Raw genomic sequence first — 21467 nt, forward strand, 5'->3', positions numbered from 1 at the left:
CGGCCGTGAGCCATACGTGTGATTCGTCAAGTCGGTTTTGTAGCGATAATGCACGTACAGTGAACTGTATTGCGTTTACGCCGGTTTAAGTGTGTTTATCGGTGCTTCGCTTCGCACCGTCCGTATTGCTACGTTCGTCAACATGAACGTCCGAATGTCGTCCCTCTCGTGGGACGTGCGGAAAGCCCGGATCGTCGTCCTCGTCGTCGCGGCGGTCGCGTTCGTCTCGAAAGTCGCGCTCGCGGCCTCCACCCGGGGGCCCGCCGACGTGCGCTTCTTCTGGGGCTTCGCGCGGGCCATCGCCCGGACGGACCCGATTCGCGTCTACGCCGAGCCGCTGCCCTGGCTGCCCGTCTACAACCACCCGCCGCTGGCGAGCTGGATGCTGCTCGTCATGGAGTGGCTGGCCCAGCAGGGGGTGCCGTGGCGGCCGCTGATCCGGTTCCCCGCGTGCCTGGCCGACCTCATCACCGTGCTGCTGGTGTTCGAGATCGTACGGAGGCGGGGCCGGCTGCGGACGGCCGTCGCCTGCGCGCTGGGCGCGGCGCTGTGCCCGGTGCTCGTCGCCACCTCCGGGTATCACGGCAACACCGACTCGGTGGCGGTGATGTTCGCCTTCGCGGCCGCGTACCTGCTCGTCGACCGGAAGATGCCGAGGGCGGCGGGGGTCGCGGCGGCGCTCTGCATCAGTGTGAAGATCGTGCCGGTGGTGGCGGTTCCGCTGCTGTTCGTCGCCGCGTGGCGCGCCGGACGGCCCGCACTGCTGCGGTTCGGCGGTGGCTTCGCGGTGGTGTTCCTCGCCGTGTGGGGGCCGGTCATCGCCACGGTGCCCGGCGCGCTCAAGGCGAACGTGCTGGAGTACGCGGGCGGCAACTTCAGCTTCTGGGGCATCATCCGCTTCGCCCGCTGGGCCGGGGTGCCGGAGCCGTACGTGGCGCTGGTGCGCGGTGACGGGCACTTCCTCATCGTCGCGGCGATCATGGCGGCGGGGGTGTGGCTGGCCTGGCGCCGCCCCGCCGACGCGCCGGTGGCCGTCGCCACCACGCTGGGGCTGCTGCTCCTGCTGAGCACCGCGTCCGGGGTGCAGTACCTCGCGTGGCCGGCGGCCGGGCTCTTCGTCATCGGCCTGTGGCAGGGGATCGCGTACGGCGTCGTCGTCGGCGGCGTGGCCGTGTCGGTCTACGCGGGGCAGCGGCCCGTCCACTGGACGGACACGGAGATGGCGTTCGGCGCGCTGGGGTGGGCGGTGCTGGCGGTGTGCGTGGCGACCGGTGTCCACCGCGCCGTGGGCTCCGCGGCGAGGGGCCGCGATCCGGGGGCGCCCGCCGTGGACATCGCCCGCCCGCGCACGGAGTCGCGACCGGCCCGGTCGGCCAACTGACCCGTTCCCCGACCCTCGGGCCCGCCCCCGGGCCCCGAGACACCCGAGAGTGGAGAAGTCCCATGACTCCCGACAGTCCCGCAGGCCCCGAAGCCCCCGCGAGTCCCCCCGGGCTGCCGAGCCCGGCCGGTCCCGCCGGTCCCGCAGGCCCCGAAGCCCCCGCAAGTCCCGCCGGTCCCGCAGGCCCCGCAGATCCCGGATCCCTCGCGAGTCCCGCCGGGCTGCCGAGTCCCGCCGGCCCCCCGAGCCCCGCCGGTCCCGCAAGCCCCGCCGGGGTGCCAGGAATCACCGCGTCGACCCGCCCCGCCGGGGCCGCCGATCCCCGTATCGGCGTCCTCGTCGTCGCGTACAACGCCGAGTCGACCCTCGAGAAGACCCTCGACCGCATCCCCGCCGACTTCCGGTCCCGCATCGCCGAGATCCTCATCCTCGACGACGCCAGCCACGACGCCACCTTCACCGCCGGCTGCCGCTGGTCGCAGCTCGACGGCATGCCGCCCACCGTCGTCATGCGGCACACCAAGAACCTCGGCTACGGCGGCAACCAGAAGGCCGGTTACGCCCTCGCCGCCGAGCGCGGCCTCGACATCGTCGTCCTCCTCCACGGCGACGGCCAGTACGCCCCCGAGCTGCTCCCGCAGATGGTCGAGCCCCTCGTGCGCGGCGAGTGCGAAGCCGTCTTCGGCTCCCGCATGATGCGGCCCCGCGACGCCCTGCGCGGCGGCATGCCCGCCTACAAGTGGCTGGGCAACCGCATCCTGACCCGGCTGGAGAACGCCCTCCTGGGCTCGGCCCTCACCGAGTTCCACTCCGGCTACCGGGCCTACAAGGTGGACGCCCTGCGGCGCCTGCCCATCGACCGCAACACCGACGCCTTCGACTTCGACACCCAGATCATCGTCCAGCTCGTCGACGCCGGCATGCGCATCAAGGAGATCCCCATCCCCACCTACTACGGGGACGAGATCTGCTACGTCAACGGCCTGCGCTACGCCAAGGACGTCGTCAAGGACGTCCTCGAATACCGCCTCGCGAAGAAGGGCTTCGGCACCTGCGGCTGGATCCCCAAGCCCGTCGCGTACGCCTTCAAGGAGGGCGACGGCTCCTCGCACGCCGTCATCCTGGACCGGATGCGCGACCTGCCCCCCGGGCGCGTCCTCGACGTCGGCTGCTCCGGCGGCCTGTTCGCCGAGCGCCTCGAAGCCCTCGGGCACACCGTCACCGGCATCGACTGCGTCGAGGTGGAGGGCGTACGCGCGCGCTGCTCCGGCGGGTTCCACCTGGCCGACCTGGAGGAGGGCCTGCCCGACGCCGTCCACGAGGGCGACGGCTACGACTACGTCGTCGCCGGCGACGTCGTCGAGCACCTCTCCCGCCCCGAGCGCCTCCTCGCCGAGCTGCGCGACGTGCTCCGCCCCGACGGACACGTCCTGCTGTCCGTACCGAACTTCGGCCACTGGTACTCGCGGCTGCGCGTCGCACTCGGCATCTTCGACTACGACCGGCGCGGCATCCTCGACGAGACGCACCTGCGCTTCTTCAGCCGCGCCAGTCTGCGCCGCACCGTGCGCTCCGCCGGTTACGACGTGCTGTCCCTCCGCGCCACCGGAGCGCCCTTCTGGTCCGTCCTCGGCGGCGGACCGGCCGCCAGGGGGCTCGGCGCGCTGTCGAAGCTGCTGACCCGGATCCGGCCGACCCTCTTCGGCTACCAGTACGTCGCCGTGCTCACCCCGCACGCGGCGCGGACGATCATCGCTGGGGAGCACATCGATGTCCAGGACATCCTCAACCGCCAGTACGTGCCGACCGACGTCCCCGCCGATGCCCGGGCCCACCGCGTGGGCGTCTGAGAGGCGGACGTTGACCCTCGCCAGCTTCTCCCTGCTGCTCTTCGCGGTGTTCTCCTCCGCCGCCGGGCAGATCATGCTCAAGCACGGGATGCGGGCCGCCGCCACCGCCGTCGAGAAGGGCGGCGGCTCCCTCGCCGTGCACGCCGCGACCACGCCCTGGGTGGTGGTCGGCCTCGCCGTCTTCGCGGTCTCCGCCGTCGCCTGGATGTCCACCCTCGCGCGGGTGCCGCTGTCGGTCGCGTACCCCTTCAACGCCCTCGGCTACCTGCTCATCGTGCTCGCCGGCTCGACCCTCCTGCACGAGCGGACCTCGCCGTGGACCTGGGCCGGGTCGCTGCTCGTGGTCATCGGCCTCGTCACCGTCTTCGCCGGCCAACGTTCCTAGGGGGACCGCCATGACCCAGCTCAGCGTCATCGTCTCCGGCCGCGCCTCGCTCAGCCGGCTGCGCGAGTGCCTGGAGAGCGTCACCGCCCAGCCGTACGCGCGCCTCGACGTCGTGGTGACCGTGCCGCTCGACGACCCGGCCGCCCGCGCGCTCGCCGAGACCCACGAGACGCGCGACCCGCGCGTCACCGTCGTCCCCGTCTCCCCGCACGCGTCGACGGCCACCGCCCGGGCCGCCGCCGTGGGCGCCGCGCGCGGTGCGTACGTGCAGTTCGTCCACCCCGACGACCGGCTGCCCGAGGGCGCGGCGGCCGCCGTGGCCGCCCGGCTCGACGCCCTGCCGGAGGCCGCGGCCGTCGACGTCCTGCTGTGCGACCACCGGGTGGCGCACTGGTGGGACGACGCCGCGCCCAGCGGCGACACCGAGCTCCTCACCCGCCTGCCCCGGCTCACCAGCCTCGACGAGCGGCCCGCGCTGCTGGACCTCGCGCCCGTCCTCGGCGCCCGCGTCATCAGCGCCCGGCTCCTCGACCACCACCCCGGGCTCCTCGCCGTCGACGGCGACCTGTACCCCGCGTACGCCGCACTCCTCCTGGCCCGGCGCGTCGCCTGCTGCGACACCGTGGCGGTCGTCCACCGCCGCGACCGGCCCGTGCAGCGGCGCGCAGCCGAGCCCGAGCGGCACTTCGCCGCCTTCGGCCCGTACGAGCGGCTGCACGAGCTGTACGCCGGCTGCGGGAACCCCGCCGTACGCGCCCGCCTGTACGACCGGATGACCGCCGACTACCTCGCCACCCTCGCCCGCCGCGACGAGCTGCCACCCGCGCTCGTCGCCGAGTACTTCCGCCGCGCCGCCCGCCACGCGGCCCGCTTCCGCCCCGAGGGCCACCGCGCCCCCGGGGGCCTCGACGGCGTACGCCACCACCTCCTCGCGCACGGGGCCTACCTCGGCTACCGGGCCCTGCGCGGCGCCAACGACAAGCGCCGCGCCCTCCAGACGGCCGTCGGGGCGCGCGCCGGGCAGGTCGCGGCCGTCCGCACCCGGCGCCGCTACCGCGCGGCCCTGCGCCGCCGCGTCGACGAGGACCTCGCCGTCTTCTCCGCGTACTGGGGGCGCGGCGTCCACTGCAACCCCGCCGCCCTCGCCGCCGAGCTCGCCGAACTCGCGCCCGACATCCGCCGCGTGTGGGTGGTGGAGGAGGACCGCGTCCCGCTGCTGCCGCCCGGCACCGACCACGTCGTCCCCGGCACGCCCCACTACTGGGACGTCCTGGCCCGCGCCAAGTACCTCGTCAACAACGTCAACTTCCCCAACGACGTCGTCAAGAGGCCCGGCTCCGTCCACGTGCAGACCCACCACGGCACCCCGCTCAAGCGCATGGGCGTCGACCAGCGCCACCACCCGGCCGCCGCCCAGGGCCTCAACTTCGACGCCCTCCTGGAGCGCATCGACCGCTGGGACTACAGCCTCTCCGCCAACAGCCACTCCACCGAGACCTGGGCCCGCGCCTACCCCTCCGGCTACCGCTCCCTCGACTACGGCTATCCCCGCAACGACGTCTACTACCGGGCCACCGCCGAGGACGTCCTCGCCGCCCGCGCCCGCCTCGGCATCGCACCCGGCCGCCGGGCCGTCCTGTACGCCCCCACGCACCGCGACCACGAGGCCCGCTGGACGCCCCGCCTGGACCTGCCGCGCCTCGCCGAGCGGCTCGGCGAGGACACCGTGCTGCTGGTGCGCGGCCACTACTTCCACGACCGGCTGCCCGGGCCCCGCCACCCCCGCGTCCTCGACGTCACCGGCTGGGACCCGGTCGAGGAGCTCGCGCTCGCCGCCGACGTCCTCGTCACGGACTACTCGTCCCTCATGTTCGACTACGCCAACCTCGACCGGCCGATCGTGATCCACGCCGACGACTGGGAGACGTACACCCGCGTCCGCGGCGTCTACTTCGACCTGACGGCCGAGGCCCCCGGACCCGTCACCCGCGGCCAGGGCGAACTGGCCGAGGTCCTCACCTCCACCGCCTGGTGCGACGAGACCGCCCGCAAACAGCGCCACGACTTCCGGCTGCGCTTCTGCGAGTACGACGACGGGCACGCCGCCGAGCGGGTCGTGCGCCGCGTCTTCCTCGGTGAGGGGGAGGAGGGCCTGCCGCCCGTGCTGCCCCTCGGCCGGCGCACCCCCGCACCCACCCCCGAGGAGGCCGCGCGCCGATGACCACCTTCCCCGACGTCACCGTGACGGTGATCGTCCACAACGACGCGGCGCGGCTGCCGCGCGCCGTCGCCTCCGTACGCGCCCAGACCCACCGCGCCATCGAGATCGTCATCAGCGACGACCACTCCACGGACGACACCCCGAAGGTCGCCGCCGCGCTCGCCGCCAAGGACGACCGGATCCGGCTGCTGCGGCTGGAGCGCAACAGCGGCGGCTGCGGCGCGCCCCGCAACCGGGCCGTCGAGATCGCCCGCGCGCCCTTCCTGATGTTCCTCGACAGCGACGACGAACTCCCGCCGAAGGCGGTGGAACTGCTGCTCGCCGCGCACCGGGAGGCGGACGTCGACTTCACCATGGGCGCGGTGGAACGCGTGCGCGCCGACACCGGCGCCACCTCCACCTGGATGGCGTCGCTCTTCGGCCGGCGCCGCACGGTGCGGGGCATCGAGGACGAGCCGCGGCTGCTCTTCGAGCCCCTGTCGACCAACAAGATGTACCGCAGGGAGTTCCTCGACCGGCACGGGCTGCGCTTCCCCGAGAACCTGCACTACGAGGACCAGCTGTTCTCGGCCCAGGCGTACACCCTCGCCCGCGCCTTCACCGTCCTCACCGAGCCCGTCTACCGCTGGCACATCGCCCCCTACGCCGCCGCCGACGCCGCCACCATCTCCAACCGGCGGCACCTGATGTCCAACGTCCGCGACCGGATCGCCATCGCGCGGCTCATCGACGCGTTCCTGGCGGAGCACGGCGTCTCGGCGGCGGTCCGGGAGGAGAAGGACTTCAAGTTCCTCTCCCACGACCTCCGGCTGTACGCGGGCGACCTGCCGTACCGGGAGGTGGAGTGGGTCGCGGAGTTCGCCGCCGAGACCCTGCCGTACCTGGACGGGCTGGCCCCGGCCGCGTACGAACGGCTGGGCTGGGTCGAGCGGGCCGTGATCGGGCTGTTGCGCGAGGGCCGGTACGACGAGGCGCGGCTCGCCGCACGCGGGCTGGTGCACGGGGTCGGCCCGCGGGGGACGACGGTGGCGGAAGGGCGTACGTACTGGGGCGGGGCGGAGCCCACGACCGAGGCGGGCCGCCGCGACCTGGACCTGACGGAACTCGACCTGGAGGGGTGCCCGTTCGGCGCGGCGCGCTTCCGGCACGAGATCACGCACCTGCGGCACACCGGATCGGTCGTCGAGCTCGCGGTACGGACGTACGACCCCGGGCGCCGCCTGTCGCTCGCCCCCCAGCCGGCCCGGCTCCACCTCGCGCCCGGCGGGCGGCGCACCACCCTGCCGGTGCGGCTCGACCCGGCCGGAAGCGGCGTCTTCCAAGGCGCCGTACGCCTCGACCTGGCGGCGGTGGCGCTGCCCCCGCACGGTTTCTGGGGCGTGCGCCATCCCGTGCTGGAGGTCACCCGCGGGGACGCCGTGAACGCCGGCGTGCTGCTCGCGCCGCTGGACTTCCCGCCCTTCGAGGTCGCCGGGCCCGCCCGGCACCGCGTCACCGTCGAGCCGGAGGGCCGGGACGCGGGGCGCCTCCAGGTGCGGTGGCGGCCGGGCGGGGCGGCGGGGCGGCTGCTCGTGCCGATGGCCCGGCGGGGCGTCGTCCGCCGCCTCGCCAAAGCCCTGCTCGTACGCGCCTGATCAGCGCGGCGCCGGGAACAGCACCGACACCGCCTGCCCCATCGACGGCGCCGGACGGCGCTCCTCCAGCGGGACGACGGGCGCCAGCCGCTCCGGGGCCTCGCCCAGGAACACATGGCGCACGACACGCTCGGCCGCGTGCCCGTCGTCGTACGGGCAGAACCGCGCCCGGAACGCGGCCCGCAGCTGCGCCGAACGCGAGCCCCGCCAGTGCCCGGTGACGAAGATGTCGATCAGCTCGTCCTCGGAGCGGGCCACCGCGCCGGGCGGGAAGGCCCGCAGGTCGAAGTAGGTGCCCCGGGCCGCCTCGTACACCGCCCAGTCCTCGGTGTGGACGACGATCGGCCGGTCCAGGTTGGCGTAGTCGAACATCAGCGACGAGTAGTCCGTCAGCAGCGCGTCCGACGCCAGGCACAGCTGCTCGACGGACGGGTGCGCCGAGACGTCGATCACGCGCGGGTTGGCGGCCGGGGCCAGGGGCTCGCCGTCGCCGTGCGTGGGATGGGCGCGCGCCAGGATCACGAACCGGGGGCCGAGCGCCACCGCCAGCCGGTCCAGGTCCAGCAGGTGCGGCTGCGGGCGGACGTAGTCGCGGTGGGTGGGCGCGTACAGGATCGCCGTGTGCCCCTCGGGGACGCCGAGCGTCTCGCGCAGCCGGGCGACGTCGGCGGCGCCGGCCCGCTGGAAGACGTCGTTGCGCGGGCTGCCGTACTCGAGCGTGCGGTACGCGGCCGGGTAGACCCGCTCCCACACGAGGGTGGCGTGGCGGTTGGGGGAGATCAGGTAGTCCCAGGTGTCGACGGCCCGCAGCAGCCCGGCGAAGTCCATGCCCCGGGCGGCGGCCGGCCGGTGCATCAGGTCCAGGCCCATGTGCTTGAGCGGCGTGCCGTGCTGGGTCTGGACGACGACCTGGCCGCGCCGCTTCACCAGCCGACGGTCGAAGTTCACGTTGTTGACCAGGTACTTGGAGCGGGCCAGTGCCGTCCAGTACGCCGCCGAGCCCGGATGCACCCGGCGCGTACCGGGTGGCACGGTGTGGGCGTACGCCGGCGCGCAGATCCACGCGGTCCGGATGTGCGGCGCGAGCTCCCGCACGCGCTCCTCGATGGCGGCCGGGCTGCACGCGTAACCCCGGCTCCAGTACGCACCGAAGACGGCGAGGTCGTCGCGTACGGGCAGGCAGCGCTGGACCCGGTAGTGCAGCTGGAGCAGCACGCCGCGCACGCTGCCCGCGGCCGACCGGAGGGCGGCGGCCAGGCGCTTCCTCGCCGTACGGGCGGCCATGAGCGTGCGGTACGTACGGTGGCTGCCGCACCGCACCAGGGCGTGGCGCAGGCGCGTGGTGACCCTCGGGGCGGCGAACTTCGGGGCGGCGCCCGGCGCGCGGTAGCGGCGGTAGTGCGCGCGGGCGCGGCGGAAGAAGCGGGCGCGCGTGCCGCGCGGCAGACGCCCCGGGGCCATGAACACGGACGTGAAGTGGTCGGCCATGCGCCGGCACAGCACCGGCCGCCAGTGCGCCAGCTCGGGGCGGGTGTCGAGGAACGCGAACAGCCGCTCGTACTGGTCGAACAGGTCGAAGTGGCGCAGGCTCGTGGTGCTCAGGATGGAGCCGGAGCGGCGCTGGCGGTAGTGCACGCAGACCCGGTCGAGCGTGGCGATCGACCCGGCGGCCAGCAGAGCCGGGTACGTCCACGGCGTGTCCTCGTAGAACCCGGGCGGGAAGGTGAAGCCCTCGCGCTGGACGAACTCCCGCTTGTACGCCTTGTTCCACACCACCATCAGCACCTTGAGCAGCCCCGGCCGGTCGGCGAGGGTGAACGGCGCGGGTCCCTCCTGGCCGAGGTGGGCGTGGAACTCGTTGCGGACGGTCTCGCCGGTGGCGTACGTACGGGCGTAGTCGTAGACCAGGACGTCCGGGTCGCCGGTCTCCTTGAGGCGGTCGGCGACGGCCTGGAGGGCGCCCGGTACGAGCGTGTCGTCGCCGTCGAGGAAGACGAGGTAGTCCCCGGTGGCGTGGGCGAGCCCGGCGTTGCGGGCCGGGCCGAGGCCGGAGTTCTCGGGGAGGTGCACGGCGACGACCCGGTGGTCGCGGGCGGCGAACTCGTCGACGATCGCACCGCAGCCGTCGGGCGAGCAGTCGTCCACGGCGATCAGTTCGAGGTCGTCGCAGGACTGGGAGAGCACCGACTCCAGGCACGCGTGCAGGTAGGGCCGGACGTTGTACGCGGGGACGATGACGCTGAACCGGGGCATGGCCCGGGAACTTCCGATGGACCGACCGGGTTACGCGCCCCGTGGCATACGGGGGACCCGCGCGTGTACGTCCGCTGACCTGTACGTCATTTCACCGCTCCGGCCATCACCCCCGAGACGAACTGCCGCTGGAAGGCGAAGAAGACCGCGAGCGGGATCACCATCGAGACGAACGCGCCGGGCGCGAGCACGTCGATGTTGTTGCCGAACTGCCGGACCTGCTGCTGGAGCGCGACCGTGATCGGCGGGGATTCGGAGTCCGCGAAGATCAGCGCGACCAGCATGTCGTTCCAGACCCAGAGGAACTGGAAGATGCCGAGCGAGGCGATGGCCGGCCCGCCGAGCGGCATGACCACGCGCGTGAACAGCCGTATCTCGCCCGCTCCGTCGAGGCGGGCCGCCTCCAGCAGCTCGCGCGGGATCTCGGCGAAGAAGTTGCGCAGGAGGAAGATCGCGAAGGGCAGGCCGAAGGCGACGTGGAAGAGGACGACGCCGAAGGCCGTCTCGAAGATCCCGACCTCGCCGAAGAGCTTCGACACGGGCACGAGCGCGACCTGGACGGGAACGACGAGCAGGCCGACCACCACCAGGAACCACCAGTCGCGGCCGGGGAAGTCCATCCAGGCGAAGGCGTAGCCGGCGAGCGAGCCGATGACGATGACGAGGACCGTCGCCGGGACGGTGATGAGGACGGTGGAGAGGAGGGAGCGGGTGAAGGTGTCGTTGTCGAGGATGCTCGCGTAGTTGGCGGTGGTCAGCTCGGCGGGCGCGGTGAACACCGTCCACCAGCCGGAGGCGTTGATGTCGGCGGGGTCGCGCAGCGAGGACAGCAGCAGACCGACGGTCGGCATCAGCCAGAAGAGCGCGACGAGGACGAGGAAGACGCGCAGGGCGCCGCCCCCGGCACGGGCGGCGAGGCGGGCCGCGAACGACGGCTTGGTTGCTGGGCTCATCGCCGCGTCTCCTTCCGTATGCGCCGGATGTTGCTGTGCCTGCCCGGGGGGCGACCCCCGGACCCCCGGCAGGGAGGCGCGTCGGGGCGAAGCCGACTGCTCATCGCCGCGTCTCCTTCCGTATGCGCCGGATGTTGCTGTGCCTGCCCGGGGGGCGACCCCCGGACCCCCGGCAGGGAGGCGCGTCGGGGCGAAGCCGACTGCTCATCGCCGCGCCTCCTTCCTGATGCGCCGGATGTTGAAGAGCATCACCGGGATCACCAGCAGCAGGAGCAGCACCGAGATGGCGCTGCCGACGCCGAGGTGGGCGTCCGTGCCGAAGGAGGAGCGGTAGAGCTGGAGCGCCAGGACGTTGGCGTCGTCCTGGACCGAGCCGGGCGCGATGATGAAGACCAGGTCGAAGATCTTCAGTACGTTGATCATCAGGGTGACGAGGACGACCGCCAGGACCGGCGCGAGGAGCGGGACGGTCACCCGGCGGAAGACCTGCCATTCGTTGGCGCCGTCCACCCGGGCCGCTTCGAGCAGCTCGCGGGGCAGGCCCGCCAGCCCGGCCGCGATCAGCACCATCGCGAACCCCGCCCACATCCACACGTAACTGCCGATGATGGCGGGCGTGACGAGGGACGGGCCGAGCCAGTCGACGCCGTTGTAGCGCTCGCGGAAGTTCGACTCGGGCAGGCGCAGGTGCGCGCCGTCGGCCGCGGCGGGAAGAGTGAAGGTGCCGTCGGCCGCCGCCGTCGCGGTGGCGACGACCCTGCCGTCCTTGACCGCTTCCACCTTCAGGCCCTTGAGGCCGAGCTCCTTGGCGTCGACGGTGTTGGGCGTGCCGCCGCCGCCCCGGGTGAAGTCCAGCCAGGCGGTGCCGGTGATGTCGTCGCCCCGCGGCGGCGGCGCCTTCGCGGGCGCGGCGTCGCCGGGCATGTCGGCCGGGGCCACGCCGATCAGCGGCAGCTTCGCCGGCGTGCCCGCCCGTACCGGCTCCTTGGTGACGAACGCGCCGCCGCCCGCCGCCTTGAGCGGGTGGACCGGGAGGGGACGGGCCTTGGGGTAGCCGGCCGACTCGGCGAACGTGTCGTGCACGCCGACCCAGACGGCGTTGGCGACCCCGCGGTCGGGGTCCTGCTCGTACACCAGCCGGAAGATGATGCCCGCGGCGAGCATCGAGATCGCCATCGGCATGAAGACGACCAGCTTGAACGCCGTGCCCCAGCGGACCCGCTCGGTGAGCACCGCGAAGATCAGCCCGAGGGCGGTGGCGACGGTCGGTGCCACCACCACCCAGACGGCGTTGTTCTTGACGGCCGTGAGGATCGTGTCGTCGGTGAAGATCTCGGCGTAGTTGGCCAGCCCGGTGAAGGCGTCGCCGGACTGGTCGAAGAAGGACCGGTAGACCGAGTACCCGATCGGATACACCACGAGCGCGCCGAGCAGCACGAGGGCCGGCAGCAGGAAGGCCGCGGCCATCAGCGTGCGGGTGCCGGTCACGCGCGTGCGCGGAGGCGCGGGCGCGGGCCTCTTCGACAGGGGCGGGGTGGCGGCGGGGGCTGCCATGGCGTCAGCTCTTGCCGGTGAACGCCTTGGCCGCGTCGGCCTCCAGGCGTGCCTGGATGCCGGCGACGTCCTTCGGGTTCTTCAGGAAGTCCTGGAGCGCCTTCCACTCGCCCTTGCCGGGCGTGCCGCCGAACGACTGCGGCATCTGGTCCGACATGTCGAAGCGGAAGTCGTCGCCCGCGGAGATCAGCGCCTTGGCGATGTCGCGCTGGACGTCGTTCGGGTACGCCGCCACGTCCATGGACTTGTTGGGCGAGATGAAGCCGCCCTCACCCGCCCAGATGCGCGCCGCGTCGGGCGAGGCGAGGAACGTCATCAGCGCCTGGGTGGCGGGCTTGTCGGTGAGCGCCACCGCCACGTCGCCGCCGGTGACCACCGGAGGCTCGGCACCGACCGCGGGGAACGGGAACACCTTCGCGTCCTTACCGATCTTGGCCTCGGTCTGACCGATGTTGATCGATACGAAGTCGCCCTCGAAGACCATCCCCGCCTTCGGCTGGTCGCCCCCGGTGAACGTCTGCGTGACGGACGCCGGGAACTCCGTCTGCAGCGCGCCCTGCGCGCCGCCCGCGATCAGGTTCGGCTTGCCGAAGAGCTCGGCGAGGGTGGTGAGCGCCTGCGTGACGGAGGGATCGGTCCACTTGATCTCGTGCTTCGCGAGCTGGTCGTACTTCTCCGGCCCCGCCTGGGAGAGGTAGACGTTCTCGAACCAGTCCGTGAGGGTCCAGCCGTCCGCGCCGCCGATCGAGACCGGCGTGACACCGGACGCGGAGATCGTCTCGGCCGTGGACAGCAGCTCCTTCCACGTCTTCGGCTCGGACACGCCCGCGTTGTCGAAGACGGCGGTGTTGTACCAGATCAGCGACTTGTTGGCGGCCTTGAAGTACACGCCGTACTGGGTGCCGTCGACCGCGCCGAGCCGCTGCCAGCCCGGGGAGTAGTTCTTGGTCAGCTGGGCCTTGGCCTCCGGGCCGACGGGCTTGGCCCACTTGCGCGCGACGGCCTGGTGGAGCGCGCCGACCTGCTGGAGCATCGCCACGTCGGGCGGGGAGCCGCCCGCGATCTTCGTGCCGATGTAGTTGAGCATCGCGTCCTGCGTCGGGACGTACGCGACGTCGGCACCGGTGCGCTTCTCGAACTCGTCGAGGACCTTGGTGAACGCCTGCTGCTCGGGCCCGGTCCAGACGGCGACGACCTGGACCTTCTGGCCGTCGAGCTTGGGGAGTTGGACGGTGGCGGCGGTTTCGCCCGGATCCTTGCTCCGGCCGGGGCTGCCGCCTTTGCCGCCGTCACCGCCGCCGCAGCCGGCGAGGGTGAGGGCGCCGACCGCCGCCAGCGCCATGGCCACCGTGCTCGTGCGAAGAGTAGTGCGCATCACTGCCCCGTCTCTTGCGTGCACTCTTCCGTGCGCGTACGCGTCCCGTGCGCTCAGGTCTACGCCGGGTGTACGGGGGTCGCAATACCGCCTTCCCTGTCAAGTGGGCGATCGTGATGGGCTCGTGACGTCACGTCAGTGATGGCTGGGAGCCGTCAGCGGCGGGACCGGGGCGGCGTCGACCGAGCGGGCCGCCCGCTCCAGCGCGCTCGCCAGCAGCGCCAGGTCGGTCGGGCCGTTGCCCAGCTCGCGGACCGGGCGGCGGGTCGGCGGGTCGCCCATCCGCTCCCAGTCGAGCTGCACGACGGTCGGCCGCAGCGTCGCCGTGCGCGGGATGCGCCCGGTGACCCGGCCCGACTGGAACGGCGTGACCCGGCCGTCCGGATGCCCCAGCCGGCCGCGCCCGGGCGCCGGATCGTCCGGTCCCGGCGAGGCGGGCGGCGCGTCCAGCACGACGCGCAGGCGCGCGGCGCGAGCGAGCTCCGTGTCGGCCGTACGGTCCGGGCGCGCGGACGTCGCCACCAGGTGCACGCCGAGCCGGTGGCCTTCGCGGGCCACCGCCTCCAGCGCGCGCACGACCGACCCGGCGGCGGGGCGGCCCGGGCTGCCGAGCGCGGGGGCGACCAGCGCGTCGTAGTCGTCGACGAGGACGACCAGGCGGGGGAGCGGGGTCGGGGCGTCGTCCCCCGGGCCGCCGGCGCCCGGGCCCGCGGCGGTGCGGTGGGCCGCCGGGCGCAGGCGGAGCGTGCTGCTGGGCGGGGTGTCGAGGTCGCCGCGGTGCGGCTGCTCGCCGTCGGCCGGGCGGCGCGGGCCGATCAGGCGGTCCGACACCTCCCGCTGCGTCTGCCACTCCGCGTACTCCTGGCGGCCCAGCAGCTCGGCCCGCCGCTTCAGCTCCGCGCCGAGCGCCTGGGCGAACGCCCGCATCCGCACCGGGTCCGAGGCGACCAGGTGCTCCGTGGCGTGCGGCAGCTCCGTACAGGGCGCGAGGCCCTCGCCGCGCTCGCCGCCCGCGCCGTCGACCAGCAGCAGCGCCAGCCGGTCCGGGCGGGAGGCGGCGGCCAGCGACGCCGCGACCGCGCGCAGCAGCTCCGTACGGCCGCTGCCGGCCGGGCCCTCGATCAGCAGGTGCGGCCCCTCGGCGGTGAGGTCGACGGCGAGCGGGCCGCGCGGACCGGTGCCCAGCACGGCCGAGCCGTCGGGGGCGGAGGCCCAGCGGGCCATCAGGGACGCGGGCGTGGCGCGGGCGAGGCCCAGCTCGTCGAGGAGCCGCGAGGACGGGGGCAGCGGCGCCATGGCCGCCACGCGGCCGCCGGGCGCGGCACCGGCCCCGGTGCCGGTCCCGTGGAAACCGGCCCGGCTCTCGGCGCCGCCGTCGCAGCTGGGGCGCAGCGGCGCCAGGGCACGGGCGAAGCGCTCCGCCCACGCGGGCGAGACGGCGTCGACCGTGCCGACGGTGCCGTGCCCCGCGGGCTGCCCGCCCGCCGTACGCATCAGGCGCAGCGCCGTGGCCACATCGCCGGAGAGCAGCGCGACCGCCCCGCACTCGCGGAAGGCGAGCGACGCGGCGCACGCCGTCTCGTACGTCGCCGCGACCGGCGAGAGAGGCGAGGCCGCCGGTGCCTCGGCCAGGCAGATCAGGTGGATGCCCGCCGACGGGCCGGCCCCGGCGAGCCGGGCCATCGTCTCCCGCAGCTCCGCCGAGCCGGGGTCGCCGTCGACGACCACGACCGTGCGCGGCCCGTCGTAGCGCGCGGCCGCCTCCGCGACGGCCCTCCGGTCGGCGGCGGCCCAGCCGGGACCCAGCGGTCCGTCGTCCAGCCGCCGCGTGAGCTCGGCGGCGCGGGCGGCCGCCTGGTCCCGGTCGTACGCCAGGAGCAGCCGGCAGTCCTGGCCGTGGGCGGGCCGCGTGTGCGGCAGCCAGCCGAGCCAGCCCCAGTCGCGCTTGGCGCGGGTGGCTCCGGCGAGCAGCACGAGCTCCAGGCCGCCGTCGGGCCCGGCGGGGGCGTGCAGCGCGGCGAGCTGCGCCACCACGGACCGGGCCAGGCCCATGAGGCGCGGGCGCGGCCCCGCGAGCGCCAGGGACCCCGCCTCGCGCAGGCCGACCGTGACCGGCACGGCGGGCAGGTTCGCCCGGTCGGTCGTGCCGAGCCGTACGACGAGGGACTCCGGGTGCGCGGGGCCGCGCTCCCAGAGCCGGGGCCCCGGCCCGAGCGCCGTGAGCAGCACGGCGGCCGGGTCCGGCCACGCCTCGCCCCCGACGCCGGTCGGGCCCGGCACCTCGGGGATCCCGTACGCCACCGGGCCCTCGCCCTCGTCGCCGCGCCCGCCCGCGAGGCGCCGGGCCCAGGCGCCTATGCCGCGCCTGCGCGGCCCGCCTTTGACCGCGGCGGCGGGGGGCTCCTGGGCGGGGGCGCCGGTACCGCTCTGGGCGGGCACGGTTCCGCCGGGGTGCGCGGCGTACGCACCACCCGAGGTGTCAGGGGCCGGGGCCGGGGCGTCGGCGCCGGATGCGTACCGGGACTGGGCCGGGATCGGGGGCGTGGCGGAGGGGCCGGGCTCGGCCCCCGCGCCCGCCCCACGCACCCGCAGGTGGCCCTCGCCGTCCGGGGTCGTCGGCACCGGCGGCTCCGGGGCGCCGCGGCTCAGCCGGAGGGTGGACTCGCCCAGGCGCAGCAGCGCGCCCGGGGGGAGCGGCACCGGGCGCGGGCCGACCTCCTCACCGTCGAGGGTCGTGCCGTTCGTGGAGCCGAGGTCCGCGACCGTGACGCGCCCGTCGTCGGCGACCGTCACCGCGCAGTGCAGGCGCGAGACGTCGGGGTCGTCCAGCGGGACGTCGGCGTCGGTGGAGCGGCCGATGCGGATCTGGCCGCCGTGCAGCAGGTGGACGCCGCCCGCGTCGGGACCGGCGATCACATGGAGGCGCGCCGCCGCGCCGTCGAGGGGCGCGTGGTCCGCGCCCGGGACCTGGAGGGTGAGCACCGCGCCGTCCACCAGCGGCGGCTCGCCCAGCACGCGGCGCTGCGGGTCGAGCCGCTCGCCGCCCGCGTACAGCACGACCGTGCCCGAGACGTCGGGCCCGGCGACGGCCGCGGCGAGCCCGGAGGCCACGGCGGCCAGCGCGGTCCCCGCCGGGGCGGTGACCAGCACGTCACAGGCGCGTCCCGCCGCCTGGCCGCCGGTCGGTGCCAGGACGGTCAGCCGGATCTGCATCGCCGTCAGCGGTCCCTTCTGCGCGGCGCGCCCGGCGGGCCGGGGGAAGGGCCCCGAGGACCCCGCGATTCCCCCACCACCGCGGACGCGTCGTCCGGTTCAGTGCTGAGGGCATCCTCGCACCTGCGACCGACAACACGCCCGGGACCCGGCAGTAAATGATCTTGGATGCTCGGCCCGGATCGCGGAAATGCCAGGTTGTGCCCACCTTGGGATCATGTGTGGCAACCATGGACCCGAAGGCTGCGTCTTCGGCTCCGTACGAGACCGGAAGACGACCAACCGGTGTCGTGCCCGTCGGCACTACAGTGGGGCGGACACCCGGGAGGCCCCCAGAGGGGGCGCGGGCCAGGCAAGGACCACGATCGCAGGGAGCGCATGACGTGCGGCCGGTAGGCAGTAAGTACCTGCTCGAGCAGCCGCTCGGACGCGGCGCCACGGGCACCGTCTGGCGGGCTCGTCAGAGGGAGACCGCGGGCGCCGAGGCGGCCGTACCGGGGCAGCCCGGCGAGACCGTCGCGATCAAGGTCCTCAAGGAGGAGCTCGCGAACGACGCGGACGTGGTGATGCGCTTCCTGCGCGAGCGCTCCGTCCTCCTCCGCCTCACCCACCCCAACATCGTCCGCACCCGCGACCTCGTCGTCGAGGGCGACCTGCTCGCCCTGGTCATGGACCTGGTCGAGGGCCCGGACCTGCACCGCTACCTCCGCGAGAACGGCCCGCTCACCCCGGTCGCCGCCGCCCTCCTCACCGCCCAGATCGCCGACGCGCTCGCCGCCAGCCACGCCGACGGCGTCGTCCACCGCGACCTGAAGCCCGCCAACGTCCTGCTCGACGAGCGGGACGGCCGGATGCACCCGATGCTGACCGACTTCGGCATCGCGCGCCTCGCCGACAGCCCCGGCCTGACCCGTACGCACGAATTCGTCGGCACGCCCGCGTACGTCGCGCCCGAGTCCGCAGAGGGCCGCCCGCAGACCTCCGCCGTGGATATCTACGGCGCCGGAATCCTGCTGTACGAGCTCGTCACCGGCCGGCCGCCGTTCTCCGGCGGCACCGCGCTGGAGGTCCTGCACCGCCACCTGAGCGAGGAGCCGCGCCGCCCCTCCACGGTCCCGGGCCCCCTGTGGACCGTCATCGAGCGCTGCCTGAGCAAGGACCCGGAGCGCCGCCCGAGCGCCGAGAACCTCGCCCGCGGCCTGCGCGTCATCGCCGCCGGCATCGGCGTGCACGCCACGCCCGCCCAGATCGAGGCCGCCGAGGGCGTCGGCGCGCTGCTCGCGCCCGACCCCGCCCCGGCCCCCGTCCCGGAGACGCCCGGCGCCGCGGACCCGACGCAGGTGCTGCCCAGCACCGCCGGACAGTACGACCCCAACGCCGCGACCAGCGTCATGCCCACCAGCGGCCCCGGCCGCCCCGGTGCCGGGGACGCCGACCCGACGGCGGTCATGCCGCCGGTGCCCCCGCGCCCCGACGGCCCGCCGCAGCCGGAGGAGCCGCACCCCTGGCAGACGCAGCTGCGCGCGGCCCGTGACCGCAACGAGCAGACGCAGATCCAGTACCTGGACCCGAGCGAGGACCCCCTGCGCCGCCGGCCGCCCCGCCGGCCCCAGCCGCAGCAGGCCCCGCAGGCGCAGCAGCCCCAGCCGTACGCCGCCCCGCAGCACCCGCAGCAGCAGCCGCAGCGGCCCCCGCAGTACCGGCAGCCTCCGCAGCCGCCCCGGCACCAGCAGCAGTACGCGCCGCCGCCGCCCCCGCCGCAGCAGTACGCCCCCCAGCACCACCAGCCCCAGCAGCATCAGCCGCCGCCGCGCCCGCCGCAGCGGCAGCAGCCCCCGCAGCCCGCGCCGCGTCCGCCGCGCGAGCCGCGTCAGCCCCGGCAGCGCAGCGCCAACCCGATGCGGATCCCGGGCCTGGGCTGCCTCAAGGGGTGCCTGTTCACGGTCGTGCTGCTCGTCCTGGCGGGCTGGCTCATCTGGGAGCAGACCCCGCTCCAGGACTGGATCGCCCAGGGCAAGGGCTACTGGCAGGCCATCGGCGACGCCGTGTCCTCGGTCTCCGACTGGATCTCCCAGCTCGGCGGCGACAACACGACCCCGCCCCCCGGGCAGTAGCCGGTAACCCTGTCGATTTGTCGACCTCCGGAGGCTGATTTCCCTCCGGAGGTGAATAACGGCGCCCGCACCCGCGTAACTTGGTCGGGAACGCCAGCCGCTGAGGGAGCAGTCTTGGCACGGAAAATCGGCAGCCGGTACACGGCCCACCAGATCCTGGGACGGGGAAGCGCCGGCACGGTGTGGCTCGGCGAGGGCCCCGAGGGTCCCGTCGCGATCAAGCTGCTGCGCGAGGACCTGGCATCCGACCAGGAACTCGTCGGCCGCTTCGTCCAAGAGCGCACCGCCCTGCTCGGACTGGAGCACGCGCGCGTGGTGGCCGTCCGCGACCTGGTGGTCGACGGCAACGACCTCGCGCTCGTCATGGACCTCGTGCGCGGCACCGACCTGCGCACCCGCCTCGACCGCGAGCGCCGCCTCGCGCCCGAGGCCGCCGTCGCGATCGTCGCGGACGTCGCCGACGGACTGGCCGCCGCGCACGCCGCGGGCGTCGTCCACCGCGACGTCAAGCCGGAGAACATCCTGCTCGACATGGAGGGCCCGCTCGGCCCCGGCGGCGCCCACCCCGCCCTCCTCACCGACTTCGGCGTCGCCAAGCTCATCGACACGCCCGGCCGCACGAAGTCCACCCGCGTCATCGGCACCCCCGACTACGTGGCCCCGGAGATCGTCGAGGGCCTCCCGCCCCGCGCGGCCGTCGACATCTACGCCCTCGCCACCGTCCTGTACGAGCTCCTCGCCGGCTTCACGCCCTTCGGCGGCGGCCATCCCGGAGCCGTACTGCGCCGCCACGTCACCGAGACGGTCGTCCCGCTCCCCGGCATCCCGGACGAGCTGTGGAAGCTGATCGTGCAGTGCCTGGCCAAGGCCCCCGCCTCCCGCCTGCGCGCCTCGGAGCTGGCCGCCCGCCTCCACGACGTCCTCCCGCTCCTCGCGGGCATGCCGCCCCTGGACGTCGACGAGCCGGACACCGAGCCGTCCGCGGAGCCGTACGACGACGACCCGTACCCCACCGTCCCGAACGCGCCGCGCAGGGCCGCCGTCCCGCTGGTCCCCGGCTCGGCCCCGGACTCCAACCGGGACACCCATACCTCCATGCGCGTCCCGGCGCCCGACGAGCTCTCCGGCGGCCCCCTGGGCACCGCCCGCGCCCCCCGCCCCGCCGGCGGGCGCCGCCCCGGCTCCGCCCGCCACAAAGCGGACGCCATCCGCAAGCGGCGCCTCGCGCTGGGTATCGCCGCCGCCGCGCTGGTCGCCGCCGCGGGCGTCGGCGGATACGCCGTGACCAGCGCGGACGACGAACCCGCGCCGCCCGGCGACTCCCGGCAGTCGGCCCCCGCGCAGCCGTAGAGGGGCCGCGGGGGCCGCCGAGGTCCTCCTGCCGGGCGGGGATGCCGCGGTCAGCCGTTACGCTGGTGTCGTGGCAGTCGTCGATGTATCCGAAGAGCTGAAGTCCCTCTCCTCGACCATGGGGTCGATCGAGGCCGTCCTGGACCTCGACAAGCTGAGGGCAGACATCGCCGTGCTCGAGGAGCAGGCCGCGGCCCCGTCCCTGTGGGACGACCCGGAGGCGGCGCAGAAGATCACGAGTCGGCTTTCGCACCTCCAGGCCGAGGTGCGCAAGGCCGAGGCACTGCGCGGTCGCATCGACGACCTCGCCGTCCTCTTCGAGCTCGCCGAGGAGATGGACGACTCGGACACCCTCGCCGAGGCCGAGGCGGAGCTGATCTCCGTCCGCAAGGCGCTCGACGAGATGGAGGTCCGCACCCTCCTCTCCGGCGAGTACGACGAGCGCGAGGCCCTGGTCAACATCCGCGCCGAGGCCGGCGGCGTCGACGCCTCCGACTTCGCCGAGCGCCTGCAGCGCATGTACCTGCGCTGGGCCGAGCGCCACGGGTACTCGACGGAGGTCTACGAGACGTCGTACGCCGAAGAGGCCGGCATCAAGTCGACCACCTTCGTCGTCAAGGCGCCGTACGCCTACGGCACCCTCTCCGTCGAGCAGGGCACGCACCGCCTGGTGCGCATCTCCCCGTTCGACAACCAGGGCCGCCGCCAGACCTCCTTCGCCGGTGTCGAGGTCCTCCCCGTCGTCGAGCAGTCCGACCACGTCGAGATCGACGAGTCCGAGCTGCGCATCGACGTCTACCGCGCATCGGGCCCGGGCGGCCAGGGCGTCAACACCACCGACTCGGCGGTGCGCATCACGCACATCCCGACCGGCATCGTGGTCTCCTGCCAGAACGAGCGCTCGCAGATCCAGAACAAGGCGAGCGCGATGAACGTCCTCCAGGCGAAGCTGCTGGAGCGCCGCCGCCAGGAGGAGCAGGCCAAGATGGACGCCCTCAAGGGCGACGGCGGCAACTCCTGGGGCAACCAGATGCGGTCGTACGTCCTGCACCCGTACCAGATGGTCAAGGACCTGCGGACGGAGTTCGAGGTCGGCAACCCGCAGGCGGTCCTCGACGGTGAGATCGACGGCTTCCTGGAGGCGGGCATCCGCTGGCGGAAGCAGCAGGAGAAGTAACCTCCCG

Annotated in this window: 13 protein-coding genes; 8 read left to right on the forward strand and 5 right to left on the reverse strand. The window is 74.2% G+C overall.

Features of this window, described 5'->3' with window-relative positions; translation table 11 throughout:
• Window positions 1-142: 142 nt before the first annotated feature.
• The 5 genes from AB0A69_RS18725 to AB0A69_RS18745 all read left to right on the forward strand — a co-directional run bounded on the left by AB0A69_RS18725 (window position 143) and on the right by AB0A69_RS18745 (window position 7471).
• Window positions 143-1381, forward strand: coding sequence for a glycosyltransferase family 39 protein (locus AB0A69_RS18725; RefSeq protein WP_361422624.1), 1239 nt, complete (start codon window positions 143-145; stop codon window positions 1379-1381).
• Between the two features lie 62 nt (window positions 1382-1443).
• Window positions 1444-3231, forward strand: coding sequence for a bifunctional glycosyltransferase/class I SAM-dependent methyltransferase (locus tag AB0A69_RS18730; RefSeq protein ID WP_361422627.1), 1788 nt, complete (start codon window positions 1444-1446; stop codon window positions 3229-3231).
• 10 nt (window positions 3232-3241) lie between these two features.
• Complete coding sequence (locus tag AB0A69_RS18735; protein WP_361422630.1) at window positions 3242-3616, forward strand: SMR family transporter; 375 nt, start codon at window positions 3242-3244, stop codon at window positions 3614-3616.
• Window positions 3617-3626: 10 nt separating this feature from the next.
• Window positions 3627-5837, forward strand: a complete 2211-nt coding sequence (locus AB0A69_RS18740; protein ID WP_361422633.1) for a bifunctional glycosyltransferase family 2 protein/CDP-glycerol:glycerophosphate glycerophosphotransferase — start codon at window positions 3627-3629, stop codon at window positions 5835-5837.
• Entirely contained in the window at window positions 5834-7471 is a 1638-nt protein-coding gene (locus tag AB0A69_RS18745; protein WP_361422636.1) for a glycosyltransferase family 2 protein, read from the forward strand. Before AB0A69_RS18740 ends, AB0A69_RS18745 begins: the two co-directional genes overlap by 4 nt.
• On the opposite strand, the gene AB0A69_RS18750 is transcribed toward AB0A69_RS18745, so the two are convergent.
• The 5 genes from AB0A69_RS18750 to AB0A69_RS18770 form a co-directional block, all read right to left on the reverse strand.
• A complete protein-coding gene (locus AB0A69_RS18750; protein ID WP_361422639.1) occupies window positions 7472-9724 on the reverse strand; it encodes a bifunctional glycosyltransferase family 2 protein/CDP-glycerol:glycerophosphate glycerophosphotransferase in 2253 nt (750 codons plus the stop codon).
• Between the two features lie 86 nt (window positions 9725-9810).
• Entirely contained in the window at window positions 9811-10677 is an 867-nt protein-coding gene (locus AB0A69_RS18755) for a carbohydrate ABC transporter permease (RefSeq protein ID WP_361422642.1), read from the reverse strand.
• Between the two features lie 204 nt (window positions 10678-10881).
• Window positions 10882-12231 (reverse strand): sugar ABC transporter permease, encoded by a 1350-nt coding sequence (locus AB0A69_RS18760; protein ID WP_361422645.1) that lies wholly within the window; start codon window positions 12229-12231, stop codon window positions 10882-10884.
• Between the two features lie 4 nt (window positions 12232-12235).
• On the reverse strand, window positions 12236-13606 hold the full coding sequence (locus AB0A69_RS18765; RefSeq protein ID WP_361422647.1) for an ABC transporter substrate-binding protein: 1371 nt from the start codon (window positions 13604-13606) through the stop codon (window positions 12236-12238).
• Between the two features lie 135 nt (window positions 13607-13741).
• The gene (locus tag AB0A69_RS18770) at window positions 13742-16819 is read right to left on the reverse strand and encodes an FHA domain-containing protein (protein WP_361422650.1); all 3078 of its coding nucleotides are present in this window, start codon (window positions 16817-16819) and stop codon (window positions 13742-13744) included.
• Window positions 16820-17202: 383 nt separating this feature from the next.
• Between AB0A69_RS18770 and AB0A69_RS18775 the strand changes: the two genes are divergently transcribed.
• The 3 genes from AB0A69_RS18775 (at window position 17203) to prfB (ending at window position 21460) form a co-directional block, all read left to right on the forward strand.
• Window positions 17203-18933 carry a serine/threonine-protein kinase gene (locus tag AB0A69_RS18775; protein WP_361422653.1) on the forward strand — a complete coding sequence of 577 codons (1731 nt, stop codon included), beginning with the start codon at window positions 17203-17205 and terminating at the stop codon, window positions 18931-18933.
• A 114-nt stretch (window positions 18934-19047) separates the two neighbouring features.
• Window positions 19048-20283, forward strand: a complete 1236-nt coding sequence (locus AB0A69_RS18780; protein WP_361422656.1) for a serine/threonine-protein kinase — start codon at window positions 19048-19050, stop codon at window positions 20281-20283.
• A 70-nt stretch (window positions 20284-20353) separates the two neighbouring features.
• Window positions 20354-21460 carry a peptide chain release factor 2 gene (gene prfB, locus AB0A69_RS18785; protein ID WP_361422659.1) on the forward strand — a complete coding sequence of 369 codons (1107 nt, stop codon included), beginning with the start codon at window positions 20354-20356 and terminating at the stop codon, window positions 21458-21460.
• The last annotated feature ends 7 nt before the right edge of the window (window positions 21461-21467 follow it).

This window comes from Streptomyces sp. NPDC045431 (assembly GCF_040646655.1).
Lineage (GTDB): Bacteria > Actinomycetota > Actinomycetes > Streptomycetales > Streptomycetaceae > Streptomyces.